Annotated in this window: 15 protein-coding genes; 13 read left to right on the top strand and 2 right to left on the bottom strand. The window is 67.9% G+C overall.

The annotated features are described in order from the left end of the window. Positions 1-45: 45 nt before the first annotated feature. Complete coding sequence (locus ACFY1E_RS37210) at positions 46-798, bottom strand: Crp/Fnr family transcriptional regulator (protein WP_389084267.1); 753 nt, start codon at positions 796-798, stop codon at positions 46-48. Positions 799-1,045: 247 nt separating this feature from the next. Here ACFY1E_RS37210 and ACFY1E_RS37215 point away from each other — a divergent pair, with 247 nt between their 5' ends. The 5 genes from ACFY1E_RS37215 to tuf all read left to right on the top strand — a co-directional run bounded on the left by ACFY1E_RS37215 (position 1,046) and on the right by tuf (position 6,416). Continuing rightward, positions 1,046-1,699, top strand: a complete 654-nt coding sequence (locus tag ACFY1E_RS37215; protein WP_389084271.1) for a DUF1707 and DUF4190 domain-containing protein — start codon at positions 1,046-1,048, stop codon at positions 1,697-1,699. 341 nt (positions 1,700-2,040) lie between these two features. Beyond that, entirely contained in the window at positions 2,041-2,412 is a 372-nt protein-coding gene (rpsL, locus tag ACFY1E_RS37220; protein WP_003948652.1) for a 30S ribosomal protein S12, read from the top strand. A 2-nt stretch (positions 2,413-2,414) separates the two neighbouring features. After that, complete coding sequence (gene rpsG, locus ACFY1E_RS37225) at positions 2,415-2,885, top strand: 30S ribosomal protein S7 (RefSeq protein ID WP_003998848.1); 471 nt, start codon at positions 2,415-2,417, stop codon at positions 2,883-2,885. 39 nt (positions 2,886-2,924) lie between these two features. After that, positions 2,925-5,051, top strand: a complete 2,127-nt coding sequence (gene fusA / locus ACFY1E_RS37230; protein WP_389084274.1) for an elongation factor G — start codon at positions 2,925-2,927, stop codon at positions 5,049-5,051. A gap of 171 nt (positions 5,052-5,222) precedes the next feature. Then, positions 5,223-6,416, top strand: a complete 1,194-nt coding sequence (gene tuf, locus ACFY1E_RS37235) for an elongation factor Tu (RefSeq protein ID WP_389084277.1) — start codon at positions 5,223-5,225, stop codon at positions 6,414-6,416. Between the two features lie 465 nt (positions 6,417-6,881). Here tuf and ACFY1E_RS37240 read toward each other — a convergent pair whose 3' ends face one another. Beyond that, the gene (locus tag ACFY1E_RS37240) at positions 6,882-8,249 is read right to left on the bottom strand and encodes a S41 family peptidase (protein ID WP_389084279.1); all 1,368 of its coding nucleotides are present in this window, start codon (positions 8,247-8,249) and stop codon (positions 6,882-6,884) included. Positions 8,250-8,993: 744 nt separating this feature from the next. Between ACFY1E_RS37240 and rpsJ the strand changes: the two genes are divergently transcribed. Genes rpsJ through rpsC form a run of 8 tightly spaced genes read left to right on the top strand, consistent with a single transcriptional unit; the run spans position 8,994 to position 13,435 of the window. Continuing rightward, positions 8,994-9,302: a 30S ribosomal protein S10 gene (rpsJ, locus tag ACFY1E_RS37245; RefSeq protein WP_003948644.1), complete on the top strand. Its 309-nt coding sequence runs from the start codon at positions 8,994-8,996 to the stop codon at positions 9,300-9,302. Between the two features lie 17 nt (positions 9,303-9,319). Then, complete coding sequence (gene rplC / locus ACFY1E_RS37250) at positions 9,320-9,964, top strand: 50S ribosomal protein L3 (RefSeq protein WP_189933353.1); 645 nt, start codon at positions 9,320-9,322, stop codon at positions 9,962-9,964. An 8-nt stretch (positions 9,965-9,972) separates the two neighbouring features. Next, positions 9,973-10,629, top strand: a complete 657-nt coding sequence (rplD, locus tag ACFY1E_RS37255) for a 50S ribosomal protein L4 (protein WP_266958977.1) — start codon at positions 9,973-9,975, stop codon at positions 10,627-10,629. After that, complete coding sequence (gene rplW, locus ACFY1E_RS37260) at positions 10,629-11,048, top strand: 50S ribosomal protein L23 (protein ID WP_099930777.1); 420 nt, start codon at positions 10,629-10,631, stop codon at positions 11,046-11,048. Before rplD ends, rplW begins: the two co-directional genes overlap by 1 nt. A gap of 38 nt (positions 11,049-11,086) precedes the next feature. Continuing rightward, positions 11,087-11,923, top strand: a complete 837-nt coding sequence (rplB, locus tag ACFY1E_RS37265) for a 50S ribosomal protein L2 (RefSeq protein ID WP_115906448.1) — start codon at positions 11,087-11,089, stop codon at positions 11,921-11,923. A gap of 12 nt (positions 11,924-11,935) precedes the next feature. Continuing rightward, entirely contained in the window at positions 11,936-12,217 is a 282-nt protein-coding gene (gene rpsS, locus ACFY1E_RS37270) for a 30S ribosomal protein S19 (RefSeq protein ID WP_351462482.1), read from the top strand. 43 nt (positions 12,218-12,260) lie between these two features. Next, the gene (gene rplV / locus ACFY1E_RS37275; protein WP_003974262.1) at positions 12,261-12,608 is read left to right on the top strand and encodes a 50S ribosomal protein L22; all 348 of its coding nucleotides are present in this window, start codon (positions 12,261-12,263) and stop codon (positions 12,606-12,608) included. Further along, entirely contained in the window at positions 12,608-13,435 is an 828-nt protein-coding gene (gene rpsC / locus ACFY1E_RS37280; protein ID WP_030839666.1) for a 30S ribosomal protein S3, read from the top strand. Before rplV ends, rpsC begins: the two co-directional genes overlap by 1 nt. Positions 13,436-13,439: the final 4 nt, after the last annotated feature.

A 13,439-nucleotide genomic window follows, 5' to 3' on the forward strand; every position in this document is an offset into this window, starting at 1 on the left:
TCGATGTGTGACCGTGTTTACAGAGGGGCGCCAGGAAGGGCGCGGTCACTCCTCGCGCGGACGCTGGGGCGAGGGGATGCCGGCGGCCGGCCCCGCCGCCGCGATCCGCCGCAGTACGTCCGGCCGCCGGATCAGCATTGCGCGGCGGCCCGTCACCACCGCCTCCTTGTCGCGCAGCTCCCGCAGCAGCCGCTGGACCATCTCCCGGGAGGCGCCCACCGAGCCCGCCAGCTCCTGCTTGCTCAGGGGGACGGCGAGTTCGATGCCCTCCTCGGTGCGGCGGCCGTGGGTGCGGGCCAGGTCCAGCAGGAGAATCGCGAAACGTTCCCGCACGCTCAAGGACGCGAACTCCAGTCGGCGCCGGTCGGCGGCGCGGGTGCGGTCCGCGGTCAGGCCGAGGAGGGCGAAGGAGACGGCGGGGGAGCGGCCGAGGAAGTCCTTGAAGCGCTCGTGCTCCACGGCCACCGCGCGCACCGGCTCCAGCGCGGTCACGGTCGCCGACCGCGGCCGCCCGGTCAGCGCCGCCGACTCGCCGACGATGTCGCCGGGGCCGCGCAGCGCGAGCAGCGCCTCGTAGCCGTTGGCCGCGGCGGCGGTCACCTTGGTCCAGCCCTCCACCAGGAACAGCACGTGGGAGGAGGGTTCGTTCTGGTGGATCAGCACCATGCGCGGCGTGAAGTCCAGCCGGCGGCCCAGCGCCAGGAGGGCGGAGCGGTCCTCGCGCTCCAGCCGGGCCAGGAACGGCACCCGGTCGTCCAGGCCTCCGTCGTCCGGTGAGTGCACCGCCGTCCTCATCATGGCCGTCCCCCGGTTTCCCCTCGTAACCCGCCCACAGCGGGTGGATCAACGTACTGAAAGGGCAAGGGCGCCGGATCGGAAAGAGCGCAAATCGGCCAACGACGCGACATGGTCGTGTAGGGACCGGAGGAGGCCGAGGTCGGGGCTCTTCGGGGGGTGCGTCGGGTTTTTCTCCGGGAAGGCGCTCTGTGCCGCAAATGCCCTCCTGGCGCATGATGGAGGTACTCGGGGGTTCGGGGAGGTACTCGTGTCCAATCCGTCGTGGCAGCCCTGGCAGTCGGGGCAGGGCGATCCCCAGCGCGCGCAGGACGTCCCGCAGCCCTGGCGGAAGGACTCACCGCAGCGCGGTCCGGGGGTGCCGCACTTCGGGCCGGTCGCGGTCCCGCCGGCGCACCATGGCTTCGGGCAGCCCTGGCAGCAGCCCTCCGCCGCTCATTCCATGCTGGCCTCCCACGCCGACCGCGAGCGGGCCGTCGATGTGCTCAGGGCGGGGTACGGGGAGGGACGGCTGGAGAAGGGGGAGTTCGACCGGCGGGTGGCGCGGGCGTACGCGGCCCGTACGGTGGGGGAGCTGGCCCTGCTGGTCGCCGATCTGCCGCAGGGGCCCGTGCCCGTCAATCACGCCGCCCCGCACGTGCCCGCGACCTTTCTGCCGGTTCCGCCGCCCACGAACGGCAAGGCGGTCGGCTCCATGGTCTGCGGGATCCTCACGTTCTTCACCGCCGGGCTCACCGGTCTCCCCGCGGTCATCCTCGGTCACTCCGCCCGCAGCGAAATGTTGCGCACCGGTGAGCGCGGCGAGGGCCTCGCGCTGACCGGGCTTGTCCTCGGCTGGCTGTCGGTCGCCGGATGGGCCCTGATCATCACGATCCTCATCGCGGCGGCTCTGGCCTCCGCGTGACCCGGGGTGAGCTGCGGTGACGTAGCTCCTCCGGGTGTCGGGAACGTGAATTCGAAGATCATGCACGGCGTAGGGTCTTGACATGCTTCGCATGGCGATGCGGGCGCGGCCCATTTGTTTTGACCGCAGCGTATGAGGTAGGTACGCTCAGACCTTGTGCCTGGGGTGTGCCCTGGCTCTCGTGCGTGCCTTCAACCGCATAGCGAGCCGTCACTGGCCACCGTAATCTGCGCCCTTTTCGCTTCACGGCGAGAGTCTGCCGGATTCGACACACCCGACCGCGTGGGTCGGCGACGTTCCAGGTTAGCTGTACCCATCGGCACACAGAAACCGGAGAAGTAGTGCCTACGATCCAGCAGCTGGTCCGCAAGGGCCGGCAGGACAAGGTCGAGAAGAACAAGACGCCCGCACTCGAGGGTTCCCCTCAGCGTCGTGGCGTCTGCACGCGTGTGTTCACCACCACCCCGAAGAAGCCGAACTCGGCCCTGCGTAAGGTCGCGCGTGTGCGTCTGACCAGCGGCATCGAGGTCACGGCCTACATTCCGGGTGAGGGACACAACCTGCAGGAGCACTCCATCGTGCTCGTGCGCGGCGGCCGTGTGAAGGACCTGCCGGGTGTTCGCTACAAGATCATCCGTGGCTCCCTCGACACCCAGGGTGTCAAGAACCGCAAGCAGGCCCGTTCCCGCTACGGCGCCAAGAAGGAGAAGTAAGAATGCCTCGTAAGGGCCCCGCCCCGAAGCGCCCGGTCATCATCGACCCGGTCTACGGTTCTCCTCTGGTCACGTCGCTCATCAACAAGGTGCTGCTGAACGGCAAGCGCTCCACCGCCGAGCGCATCGTCTACGGCGCCATGGAGGGCCTGCGCGAGAAGACCGGCAACGACCCGGTCATCACGCTGAAGCGCGCTCTGGAGAACATCAAGCCGACCCTCGAGGTCAAGTCCCGCCGTGTCGGTGGCGCCACCTACCAGGTGCCGGTCGAGGTCAAGCCCGGCCGCGCCAACACCCTGGCGCTGCGCTGGCTGGTCGGTTACTCCCGCGCCCGTCGCGAGAAGACCATGACCGAGCGTCTGCTCAACGAGCTTCTCGACGCTTCGAACGGCCTCGGTGCGGCCGTCAAGAAGCGCGAGGACACGCACAAGATGGCCGAGTCCAACAAGGCCTTCGCGCACTACCGCTGGTAGTCGCTACCCACATCGAGACCGAGAGAAGACTGAAGCCTTATGGCTACCACTTCACTTGACCTGGCCAAGGTCCGCAACATCGGGATCATGGCCCACATCGACGCGGGCAAGACGACCACCACCGAGCGGATCCTGTTCTACACCGGCGTTTCGTACAAGATCGGTGAGGTCCACGACGGCGCTGCCACCATGGACTGGATGGAGCAGGAGCAGGAGCGTGGCATCACGATCACCTCTGCTGCCACCACCTGTCACTGGCCGCTGGAAGACGTCGACCACACCATCAACATCATCGACACGCCGGGCCACGTCGACTTCACCGTCGAGGTGGAGCGTTCCCTGCGCGTGCTCGACGGTGCCGTGACGGTGTTCGACGGCGTCGCCGGCGTGGAGCCCCAGTCCGAGACGGTGTGGCGTCAGGCGGACCGCTACGGCGTCCCCCGCATCTGCTTCGTCAACAAGCTCGACCGGACCGGTGCCGAGTTCCACCGCTGCGTCGACATGATCTCTGACCGCCTCGGCGCTCAGCCGATCGTGATGCAGCTGCCGATCGGTGCCGAGGCCGACTTCAAGGGCGTCGTCGACCTCGTGACGATGAAGGCCCTGGTCTGGTCCGCCGAGGCCACCAAGGGCGAGATGTACGACACCGTCGACATCCCGGACACCCACGTCGAGGCTGCCGAGGAGTACCGCGGCAAGCTGCTCGAGGCCGTGGCCGAGAACGACGAAGAGATCATGGAGCTGTACCTGGAGGGCACCGAGCCCACCGTGGAGCAGCTGTACGCCGCGATCCGTCGTATCACCATCGCGTCCGGCAAGTCCAAGGACACCACGGTCACCCCGGTGTTCTGCGGCACCGCGTTCAAGAACAAGGGCGTCCAGCCCCTGCTCGACGCGGTCGTGCGCTACCTCCCCTCCCCGCTCGACGTCGAGGCCATCGAGGGCCACGCCGTGAACGACCCGGAGGAGGTCGTCAAGCGCAAGCCGTCCGACGACGAGCCGCTGTCCGCGCTGGCGTTCAAGATCATGAGCGACCCGCACCTCGGCAAGCTCACCTTCGTCCGGGTCTACTCGGGCCGCCTGGAGTCCGGCACCGCCGTGCTGAACTCCGTCAAGGGCAAGAAGGAGCGCATCGGCAAGATCTACCGCATGCACGCGAACAAGCGTGAGGAGATCGACGCGGTGGGCGCCGGCGACATCATCGCCGTCATGGGTCTGAAGCAGACCACGACCGGTGAGACGCTGTGCGACGACAAGGCCCCGGTGATCCTGGAGTCCATGGACTTCCCGGCGCCGGTCATCCAGGTCGCCATCGAGCCCAAGTCGAAGGGCGACCAGGAGAAGCTGGGCGTCGCGATCCAGCGCCTGGCCGAGGAGGACCCGTCCTTCCAGGTCCACTCGGACGAGGAGACCGGCCAGACCATCATCGGTGGCATGGGCGAGCTGCACCTCGAGGTGCTGGTCGACCGTATGCGCCGTGAGTTCAAGGTCGAGGCCAACGTCGGCAAGCCGCAGGTCGCCTACCGCGAGACGATCCGCAAGGCCGTCGAGCGCGTGGACTACACCCACAAGAAGCAGACCGGTGGTACCGGTCAGTTCGCCAAGGTGCAGATCGCGATCGAGCCCATCGAGGGCGGCGACGCCTCGTACGAGTTCGTGAACAAGGTGACCGGTGGCCGCATCCCGAAGGAGTACATCCCTTCGGTGGACGCCGGTGCGCAGGAGGCCATGCAGTTCGGCATCCTCGCGGGCTACGAGATGACGGGCGTCCGCGTCACGCTCATCGACGGTGGCTACCACGAGGTCGACTCCTCCGAGCTCGCCTTCAAGATCGCCGGTTCGCAGGCCTTCAAGGAGGCCGCGCGTAAGGCCAGCCCCGTGCTGCTCGAGCCGATGATGGCCGTCGAGGTCACCACGCCCGAGGACTACATGGGTGAGGTCATCGGCGACATCAACTCCCGCCGTGGTCAGATCCAGGCCATGGAGGAGCGGGCCGGTGCCCGCGTCGTGAAGGGCCTCGTGCCCCTCTCGGAGATGTTCGGCTACGTCGGCGACCTGCGCAGCAAGACGTCCGGCCGTGCGAGCTACTCCATGCAGTTCGACTCCTACGCCGAGGTTCCGCGGAACGTCGCCGAGGAGATCATCGCGAAGGCCAAGGGCGAGTAACGCACCTGCGTTTAACGCACCGGGTTCACACGCCTTAGGCTTGACCCCGGAGCCTCACGGGTCGTTCCTCCACATTCGTGGCGGAATGACCCGGGGCCCGGGATTTGACAGCAAAGATCACCTGGCGCCGATGAAGTAAGGCGTACAGAACCACTCCACAGGAGGACCCCAGTGGCGAAGGCGAAGTTCGAGCGGACTAAGCCGCACGTCAACATCGGCACCATCGGTCACATCGACCACGGTAAGACGACCCTCACGGCCGCCATTACCAAGGTGCTGCACGACGCGTTCCCGGACCTGAACGAGGCCTCGGCGTTCGACCAGATCGACAAGGCTCCCGAGGAGCGCCAGCGCGGTATCACCATCTCCATCGCGCACGTCGAGTACCAGACGGAGACCCGTCACTACGCCCACGTCGACTGCCCCGGTCACGCGGACTACATCAAGAACATGATCACCGGTGCTGCCCAGATGGACGGCGCCATCCTCGTGGTCGCCGCCACCGACGGCCCGATGCCGCAGACCAAGGAGCACGTGCTCCTGGCCCGCCAGGTCGGCGTTCCGTACATCGTCGTCGCCCTGAACAAGGCCGACATGGTGGACGACGAGGAGATCCTGGAGCTCGTCGAGCTCGAGGTTCGTGAGCTGCTCTCCGAGTACGAGTTCCCGGGCGACGACGTTCCGGTCGTCAAGGTCTCCGCGCTCAAGGCGCTCGAGGGCGACAAGGAGTGGGGCCAGTCGGTCCTGGACCTGATGGCCGCCGTCGACACCGCGATCCCGGAGCCGGAGCGCGACGTCGACAAGCCGTTCCTGATGCCGATCGAGGACGTCTTCACGATCACCGGTCGCGGTACGGTCGTCACCGGCCGTATCGAGCGTGGTGTCCTGAAGGTCAACGAGACCGTGGACATCATCGGCATCAAGCCGGAGAAGACCACCACCACGGTCACCGGCATCGAGATGTTCCGCAAGCTGCTCGACGAGGGCCAGGCCGGTGAGAACGTCGGTCTGCTGCTCCGCGGCATCAAGCGCGAGGACGTCGAGCGCGGCCAGGTCATCATCAAGCCGGGCTCGGTCACCCCGCACACCGAGTTCGAGGCGCAGGCCTACATCCTCTCCAAGGACGAGGGTGGCCGCCACACGCCGTTCTTCAACAACTACCGTCCGCAGTTCTACTTCCGTACGACGGACGTGACCGGCGTCGTGACCCTCCCCGAGGGCACCGAGATGGTCATGCCGGGTGACAACACCGAGATGAAGGTGGAGCTCATCCAGCCCGTCGCCATGGAAGAGGGCCTGAAGTTCGCCATCCGTGAGGGTGGCCGGACCGTGGGCGCCGGCCAGGTCACCAAGATCACGAAGTGATCTTGGCCCGACAGGGCTGACCGGTAGGTCTCTGAAGGGGCCCGTACGACTTCGGTCGTACGGGCCCTTTCGCATGCCACTGCGTGGGCAGCCGGCACGTCGACCAGCCGGGCAATGCCGTCTGGGGCCGGCGGTCCCGGACACGACGCCGACGCTTCGCCGCCTGCGGCTGGATCGGCGTGGCCGGTACGACGTAGACCGTGCGGCTTCGGGGCGTGACGGCGTCCCGGGTGCTGGTTGCCGGCATGATCGCCGGGTTCCTCGTGCTGAGCCGACCCGTCCACCGGATCGTGGAGCCAGGGTCGGCTCCACGGCACCGGCCTGCAATGGATGACCGCGCTCAACCCGGCCGACCCGCGGGCCCGGAGGGGCGGCGGAACCGACCGGCGTCATCACCAGGGGTTACGTCGTTTGCGTGGTTGCGGACGGCCTCCGGCCCTGTCGGGGCGCTTTGCGTGGTCTGGATCAGCGCTCCAGTTCGTTCACCGCACGGTCGAATGCGGAGTCCCGGCTCTGTTCGAACTCCTCCCTTGTGAAGACCGGCTCCGTGATCTGGGGCGGGATGCCCGTGCCGTCGAAGGCGCGGCCCTCGTGGGTGAGGAACTCCTCGTTGGGGAGCCAGGCCGTCATGCCGTTCGGGAGCTTGCGGGACATGACGTCGGAGAAGACGCCCTGGGTGGGCTGCCCGATGCGGATCGTCCTGCCGGGGCGGTCCATGAGGGCCTGGGTGAAGGTCTCGCCCGCGCTGACCGTGGAGCCGCCGGTCAGGACGGCGACGGGGCCGGTGTAGCGGGGGGCGTGCGCGGGGAGCACCGGTACCGGTTCGGGGCGGGTGTGCCGGGTCGGATCGGCCGGGTCGTTGCGGGCGCGCTTGGCGTACGCGACGTAGGCCCGGTCCGTGAGGCGGCCGGCGAGGTGGATGCCGAGGGCGTCGGAGCCGCCGCCGTTGATGCGCAGGTCGATGATCAGGCCCGGCAGGCGCCGGAGACGCTCCGTGGTGAGGACGGTGTCCAGCGCCCTGTCGAGCTCGGCCAGGTCGGCGGCGTACGAGCCGTGGTCGGCGGTCGTGTACCCGCCGAAGCCGGAGATGCGCAGGTATCCGGGGCCGTTGCCGGGCAGGTCGGCGTAGGTGAGGCGCCCGGCGGCGAAGTCCCGCCGGTAGGGGGCCCGAGCGAGATCGCGCTCGACTGTGAACTTCTTGACCCTGGCGTCCAGCTGCTCCGTGGGTGTCTCGGTGCCGGGGCGGCCCTGGGCGAAGACACGGTCGCCGTCCTGTACGGCGACATGGGCGTCGTAGAGCGGGGCGACCATCCGGCTGAAGACGTCGAAGAGCTGAGAGCGGGTCGTGTCCCTGTGGATCAGAGGGCGGTACCGGTCGCGCACGGCGGGCCAGTCGACGCCCTTGGCGGCAAAGAACGGGTAGTTCTCCTCGAAGGACTGCCAGAAGACGTCGAAGGCGGTACGGGGGTCCTGGGGCGCCGGCCGGGTGCACTTGTCGGGCAGCGCCGCGATCCGGCGCAGTCGGCGGTGGCCCACGGAACCGTCCGCCGAGAGCCGGGCGTGATCGTGGTCCCGTCCGAGGCGCACGGTCAGCACGGTGCCGTCCGCCGTGTATGTGCCCGGGCCGGTCTGCCGTGCGGTGTCGCCCTTGAGGCAGCTCACCGCGGTGGTCTGGTACTCCTGGTAGACCCCGTGGCCGAGGGCGAGGACGGTGCCGTAGCCGTCCATGCGCCACAGGCCGTCCGTACCGGATCTGCCGGCGTCGGCCGCGGTGGCCGGTGCGGCCGACGCCGCCAGGGTCAGGATGACGGCGGTGGCCGTGACGATGCGCACGAGTTGTCCCTCCGGTGGCGGCAGGCTGTGCCACCACCGTGGCCGGGGCGGCTACCCCCGGACCATCCGGCAAGCCGGTGTATCGGGGTGGGGGGAGCCCCAGGGGAGTCAGACAGGTCGGCGTTCAGCTGGAGCCCGCGGTTCGACGAACTCTCGCTCTGCGCCGAGAAGTTGAGCACCGGGGTCCCGCCCGGGCAGGCGGCGTGCCGGCCGCGCTCGCGGTGCCGCTGGGCGTCACGTACTGCGTGGTGCTCGCGGCCTGTGCCGGGGTTCCGGACAGCGCGACGAGCGCGCCGGACATGAACATGAGCGGGACTCTGGGCGGGCTCCTGGCGGGGTCCGTCTGCGGCGCGTCAAGGCTGCGGGTTTGACCTGCGTCACCCTGGGGGTATTCTCTCCGGCTCGATTGGCCAGGCCCCTGCCCCGTATGGCAGACTGTCGGAGTTGCTCGGTCGAGTGTTGATGCTGCGCGCCTCCCGCCGGGAGGACCGGAAGCGAGTCCCACAGTACTCGTCGCCCTAACTGCCGTAAGGCAGCACTGGGGCGGACGTACGGGAATCTTCCGGGAAGTGCGGTGCGGCACTGGCCAGGCACCCGGGTGAACCTCTTTCCCAGGCAAGGGATGTTCGATCAAGGGACATCTGTGTCAGTGAAAGCGCGACACGCCCGACCGCGTGGGTCGGCGAGAAGCGTGTGGAGGACCGGGTTCCAGAGCGTGAAGAGACGAAGGACTACTGAGTAGCCATGGCGGGACAGAAGATCCGCATCCGGCTCAAGGCCTACGACCACGAGGTCATCGACTCCTCGGCGAAGAAGATCGTCGAGACGGTGACCCGCACTGGTGCGTCGGTCGCGGGCCCGGTGCCGCTGCCCACTGAGAAGAACGTGTACTGCGTCATCAAGTCGCCGCACAAGTACAAGGACTCGCGCGAGCACTTCGAGATGCGCACCCACAAGCGCCTGATCGACATCCTCGACCCGACGCCCAAGACCGTTGACTCTCTGATGCGACTCGACCTCCCGGCCGGTGTCGACATCGAGATCAAGCTCTGAGGGTCGGTGATCTGAGAATGGCTAAGCAGATCAAGGGCATCCTGGGCGAGAAGCTCGGCATGACGCAGGTGTGGGACGAGAACAACCGTGTTGTTCCGGTCACCGTCGTCAAGGCCGGCCCGAACGTCGTCACCCAGGTGCGTACGAACGACAGCGACGGCTACGAGTCGGTCCAGATCGCCTTCGGCGAGATCGACCCGCGCAAGGTGAACAAGCCCCTCAAGGGCCACTTCGCCAAGGCCGACGTCACCCCCCGCCGCCACCTCGTCGAGATCCGTACCGCTGACGCCAGCGAGTACACCCTCGGCCAGGAGATCACCGCCGAGGTGTTCGAGGCCGGCGTCAAGGTCGACGTCACCGGCAAGAGCAAGGGCAAGGGCTTCGCCGGTGTCATGAAGCGCCACAACTTCGGTGGCCTCGGCGCCGGTCACGGCACCCAGCGCAAGCACCGCTCTCCCGGTTCCATCGGTGGCTGCGCCACCCCGGGCCGTGTGTTCAAGGGCCTCCGCATGGCGGGTCGCATGGGCAACGAGCGGGTCACCACCCAGAACCTGACCGTCCACGCCGTTGACGCGGAGAAGGGTCTGCTGCTCATCAAGGGCGCGGTTCCCGGTCCGAACGGCGGCCTCGTCCTGGTCCGCACCGCGGCCAAGGGGGCCTGAGGTAACCGATGAGCACTGTTGACATCCTTTCGCCGGCGGGCGACAAGGCCGGTTCCGTCGAGCTCCCCGCGGAGATCTTCGACGTCGAGAAGGTCAGCATCCCGCTGATCCACCAGGTCGTCGTCGCGCAGCTGGCCGCTGCCCGTCAGGGCACGCACAAGACCAAGACCCGTGGCGAGGTCCGTGGTGGCGGCAAGAAGCCGTACCGCCAGAAGGGCACCGGCCGCGCCCGTCAGGGCTCGACCCGCGCGCCGCAGTTCGCCGGTGGTGGCGTCGTGCACGGTCCCGTGCCGCGTGACTACTCGCAGCGGACCCCGAAGAAGATGAAGGCCGCGGCCCTGCGCCACGCCCTCACCGACCGGGCCCGTCACAACCGCATCCACGTCGTCTCCGGCGTCGTCGAGGGTGAGAACCCGTCGACGAAGGCCGCCCGGACGCTGTTCGGCAAGATCTCGGAGCGCAAGAACCTGCTCCTGGTCGTCGAGCGCGCCGACGAGGCCGCGTGGCTGTCCGCCCGCAACCTGCCCCAGGTCCACATCCTGGAGCCGGGCCAGCTGAACACGTACGACGTTCTCGTCTCGGACGACGTGGTCTTCACCCAGGCCGCTTTCGAGTCCTTCGTGTCTGGCCCCAAGGCCGCCGACACCGAAGGGAGCGAGGCCTGATGGCTACGCGTCACCCGAGCATTGCCTCCAAGGCTGCGAAGGCCGCCAAGGCCGCGCGCGTCGCCAAGGCGCGTCGCCACGCCGCCGAGGGCAAGAACACCGTCGAGACCCCGCTGAGCAAGTCGTACACGGACCCCCGTGACGTGCTGCTCAAGCCGGTCGTCTCCGAGAAGAGCTACGCGCTTCTCGACGAGAACAAGTACACGTTCATCGTCGACCCGAGTGCCAACAAGACCCAGATCAAGCAGGCCGTCCAGGCGGTCTTCTCGGTCAAGGTCACCGGGGTCAACACGATCAACCGCATCGGCAAGCGCAAGCGGACCCGCACCGGCTTCGGCCAGCGTGCGGCCACCAAGCGCGCGATCGTGACCCTCGCCGAGGGCGACCGTATCGACATCTTCGGCGGTCCGACCGCGTAAGCGGGTCGGATCGTCCGATATCGGACGAGGACTGAGAAATGGGAATCCGCAAGTACAAGCCGACTACGCCGGGCCGTCGTGGCTCCAGCGTCGCCGACTTCGTCGAGGTCACGCGGTCCACGCCGGAGAAGTCGCTGGTCCGCCCCCTGCACAGCAAGGGCGGCCGTAACAACGCCGGTCGTGTGACCGTTCGCCACCAGGGTGGCGGACACAAGCGCGCCTACCGAGTGATCGACTTCCGTCGTCACGACAAGGACGGCGTGCCGGCGAAGGTCGCGCACATCGAGTACGACCCCAACCGCACCGCGCGCATCGCGCTGCTCCACTACGCGGACGGCGAGAAGCGCTACATCCTGGCGCCGAAGGGCCTGACGCAGGGCGACCGGATCGAGAACGGTCCCGGCGCCGACATCAAGCCCGGCAACAACCTGGCGCTGCGCAACATCCCGGTCGGTACGACGATCCACTCCGTGGAGCTTCGTCCGGGCGGTGGCGCGAAGTTCGCCCGCTCCGCCGGTGCCTCCGTGCAGCTGCTCGCGAAGGAGGGCTCGATGGCCCACCTCCGCATGCCGTCCGGTGAGATCCGCCTGGTCGACCAGCGCTGCCGCGCCACGGTCGGCGAGGTCGGCAACGCCGAGCAGAGCAACATCAACTGGGGCAAGGCCGGCCGCAAGCGCTGGCTGGGCGTCCGCCCGACCGTTCGCGGTGTGGCGATGAACCCGGTTGACCACCCGCACGGTGGTGGTGAGGGCAAGACCTCCGGTGGTCGCCACCCGGTCAGCCCCTGGGGTCAGAAGGAAGGTCGTACTCGTTCGCCCAAGAAGGCGTCGAACAAGTACATCGTCCGCCGCCGCAAGACGAACAAGAAGCGCTAGGAGCGGGTTTAGATGCCGCGCAGTCTCAAGAAGGGGCCCTTTGTCGACGAGCACCTCGCCAAGAAGGTGGATGCTCAGAACGAAGCCGGCACCAAGAACGTCATCAAGACCTGGTCCCGTCGCTCGATGATCGTCCCGGCCATGCTCGGCCACACGATCGCGGTGCACAACGGCAAGACCCACATCCCGGTGTTCGTCACCGAGTCGATGGTCGGCCACAAGCTCGGCGAGTTCTCGCCGACGCGCACCTTCCGGGGCCACGTCAAGGACGACCGGAAGTCGAAGCGCCGCTAAAGCGGATCGCATTCAGACACGTAAGTAACTGAGAGGGACAACCATGGAAGCCAGGGCCCAGGCGCGGTACATCCGCGTTACGCCCATGAAGGCCCGCCGCGTGGTGGACCTTATCCGTGGCATGGATGCCACGGAGGCTCAGGCTGTTCTGCGATTCGCTCCGCAGGCAGCCTCCGTGCCCGTCGGCAAGGTGCTCGACAGCGCCATCGCCAACGCCGCGCACAACTACGACCACACCGACGCCGACAGCCTCTTCATCTCCGAGGCGTACGTCGACGAGGGCCCGACCCTGAAGCGGTTCCGTCCGCGCGCCCAGGGTCGTGCCTACCGGATCCGCAAGCGGACCAGCCACATCACCGTGGTCGTCAGCAGCAAGGAAGGAACCCGGTAATGGGCCAGAAGGTTAACCCGCATGGGTTCCGGCTCGGTGTCACCACGGACTTCAAGTCCCGGTGGTACGCCGACAAGCTGTACAAGGACTACGTCAAGGAAGACGTCGCCATCCGTCGGATGATGACGTCCGGCATGGAGCGCGCCGGCATCTCGAAGGTTGAGATCGAGCGCACCCGTGACCGTGTGCGTGTGGACATCCACACCGCTCGTCCGGGCATCGTCATCGGCCGCCGTGGCGCCGAGGCCGACCGCATCCGCGGTGACCTCGAGAAGCTCACGGGCAAGCAGGTCCAGCTGAACATCCTCGAGGTCAAGAACCCCGAGACGGACGCTCAGCTGGTTGCGCAGGCCGTCGCCGAGCAGCTCTCCTCCCGCGTCTCCTTCCGCCGCGCCATGCGTAAGAGCATGCAGTCGGCGATGAAGGCCGGCGCCAAGGGCATCAAGATCCAGTGCGGCGGCCGCCTCGGCGGCGCCGAGATGTCCCGCTCGGAGTTCTACCGCGAGGGCCGTGTGCCCCTGCACACGCTCCGCGCGAACGTGGACTACGGCTTCTTCGAGGCCAAGACGACCTTCGGCCGCATCGGTGTGAAGGTCTGGATCTACAAGGGCGACGTCAAGAACATCGCCGAGGTCCGCGCCGAGAACGCTGCGGCCCGTGCGGGTAACCGCCCGGCCCGTGGTGGCGCCGACCGCCCGGCCCGTGGTGGCCGTGGTGGCGAGCGTGGCGGGCGCGGTCGCAAGCCGCAGCAGGCTGCCGGCGCCGAGGCCCCCAAGGCCGAGGCCCCCGCCGCCGCTCCGGCTGAGAGCACCGGAACGGAGGCCTGACCGA

The organism is Streptomyces sp. NPDC001604 (assembly GCF_042893475.1).
GTDB lineage: Bacteria > Actinomycetota > Actinomycetes > Streptomycetales > Streptomycetaceae > Streptomyces.

Bases quoted from the DNA above. Each gene is read 5' to 3' on its own strand.
- rpsC (WP_030839666.1), top strand. From the start codon at position 12,608: ATGGGCCAGAAGGTTAACCCGCATGGGTTCCGGCTCGGTGTCACCACG.
- rplB (WP_115906448.1), top strand. From the start codon at position 11,087: ATGGGAATCCGCAAGTACAAGCCGACTACGCCGGGCCGTCGTGGCTCC.
- rplW (WP_099930777.1), top strand. From the start codon at position 10,629: ATGGCTACGCGTCACCCGAGCATTGCCTCCAAGGCTGCGAAGGCCGCC.
- fusA (WP_389084274.1), top strand. From the start codon at position 2,925: ATGGCTACCACTTCACTTGACCTGGCCAAGGTCCGCAACATCGGGATC.
- ACFY1E_RS37210 (WP_389084267.1), bottom strand. From the start codon at position 798: ATGATGAGGACGGCGGTGCACTCACCGGACGACGGAGGCCTGGACGAC.
- rplC (WP_189933353.1), top strand. From the start codon at position 9,320: ATGGCTAAGCAGATCAAGGGCATCCTGGGCGAGAAGCTCGGCATGACG.
- rpsG (WP_003998848.1), top strand. From the start codon at position 2,415: ATGCCTCGTAAGGGCCCCGCCCCGAAGCGCCCGGTCATCATCGACCCG.
- rpsJ (WP_003948644.1), top strand. From the start codon at position 8,994: ATGGCGGGACAGAAGATCCGCATCCGGCTCAAGGCCTACGACCACGAG.
- rplV (WP_003974262.1), top strand. From the start codon at position 12,261: ATGGAAGCCAGGGCCCAGGCGCGGTACATCCGCGTTACGCCCATGAAG.
- rplD (WP_266958977.1), top strand. From the start codon at position 9,973: ATGAGCACTGTTGACATCCTTTCGCCGGCGGGCGACAAGGCCGGTTCC.
- rpsS (WP_351462482.1), top strand. From the start codon at position 11,936: ATGCCGCGCAGTCTCAAGAAGGGGCCCTTTGTCGACGAGCACCTCGCC.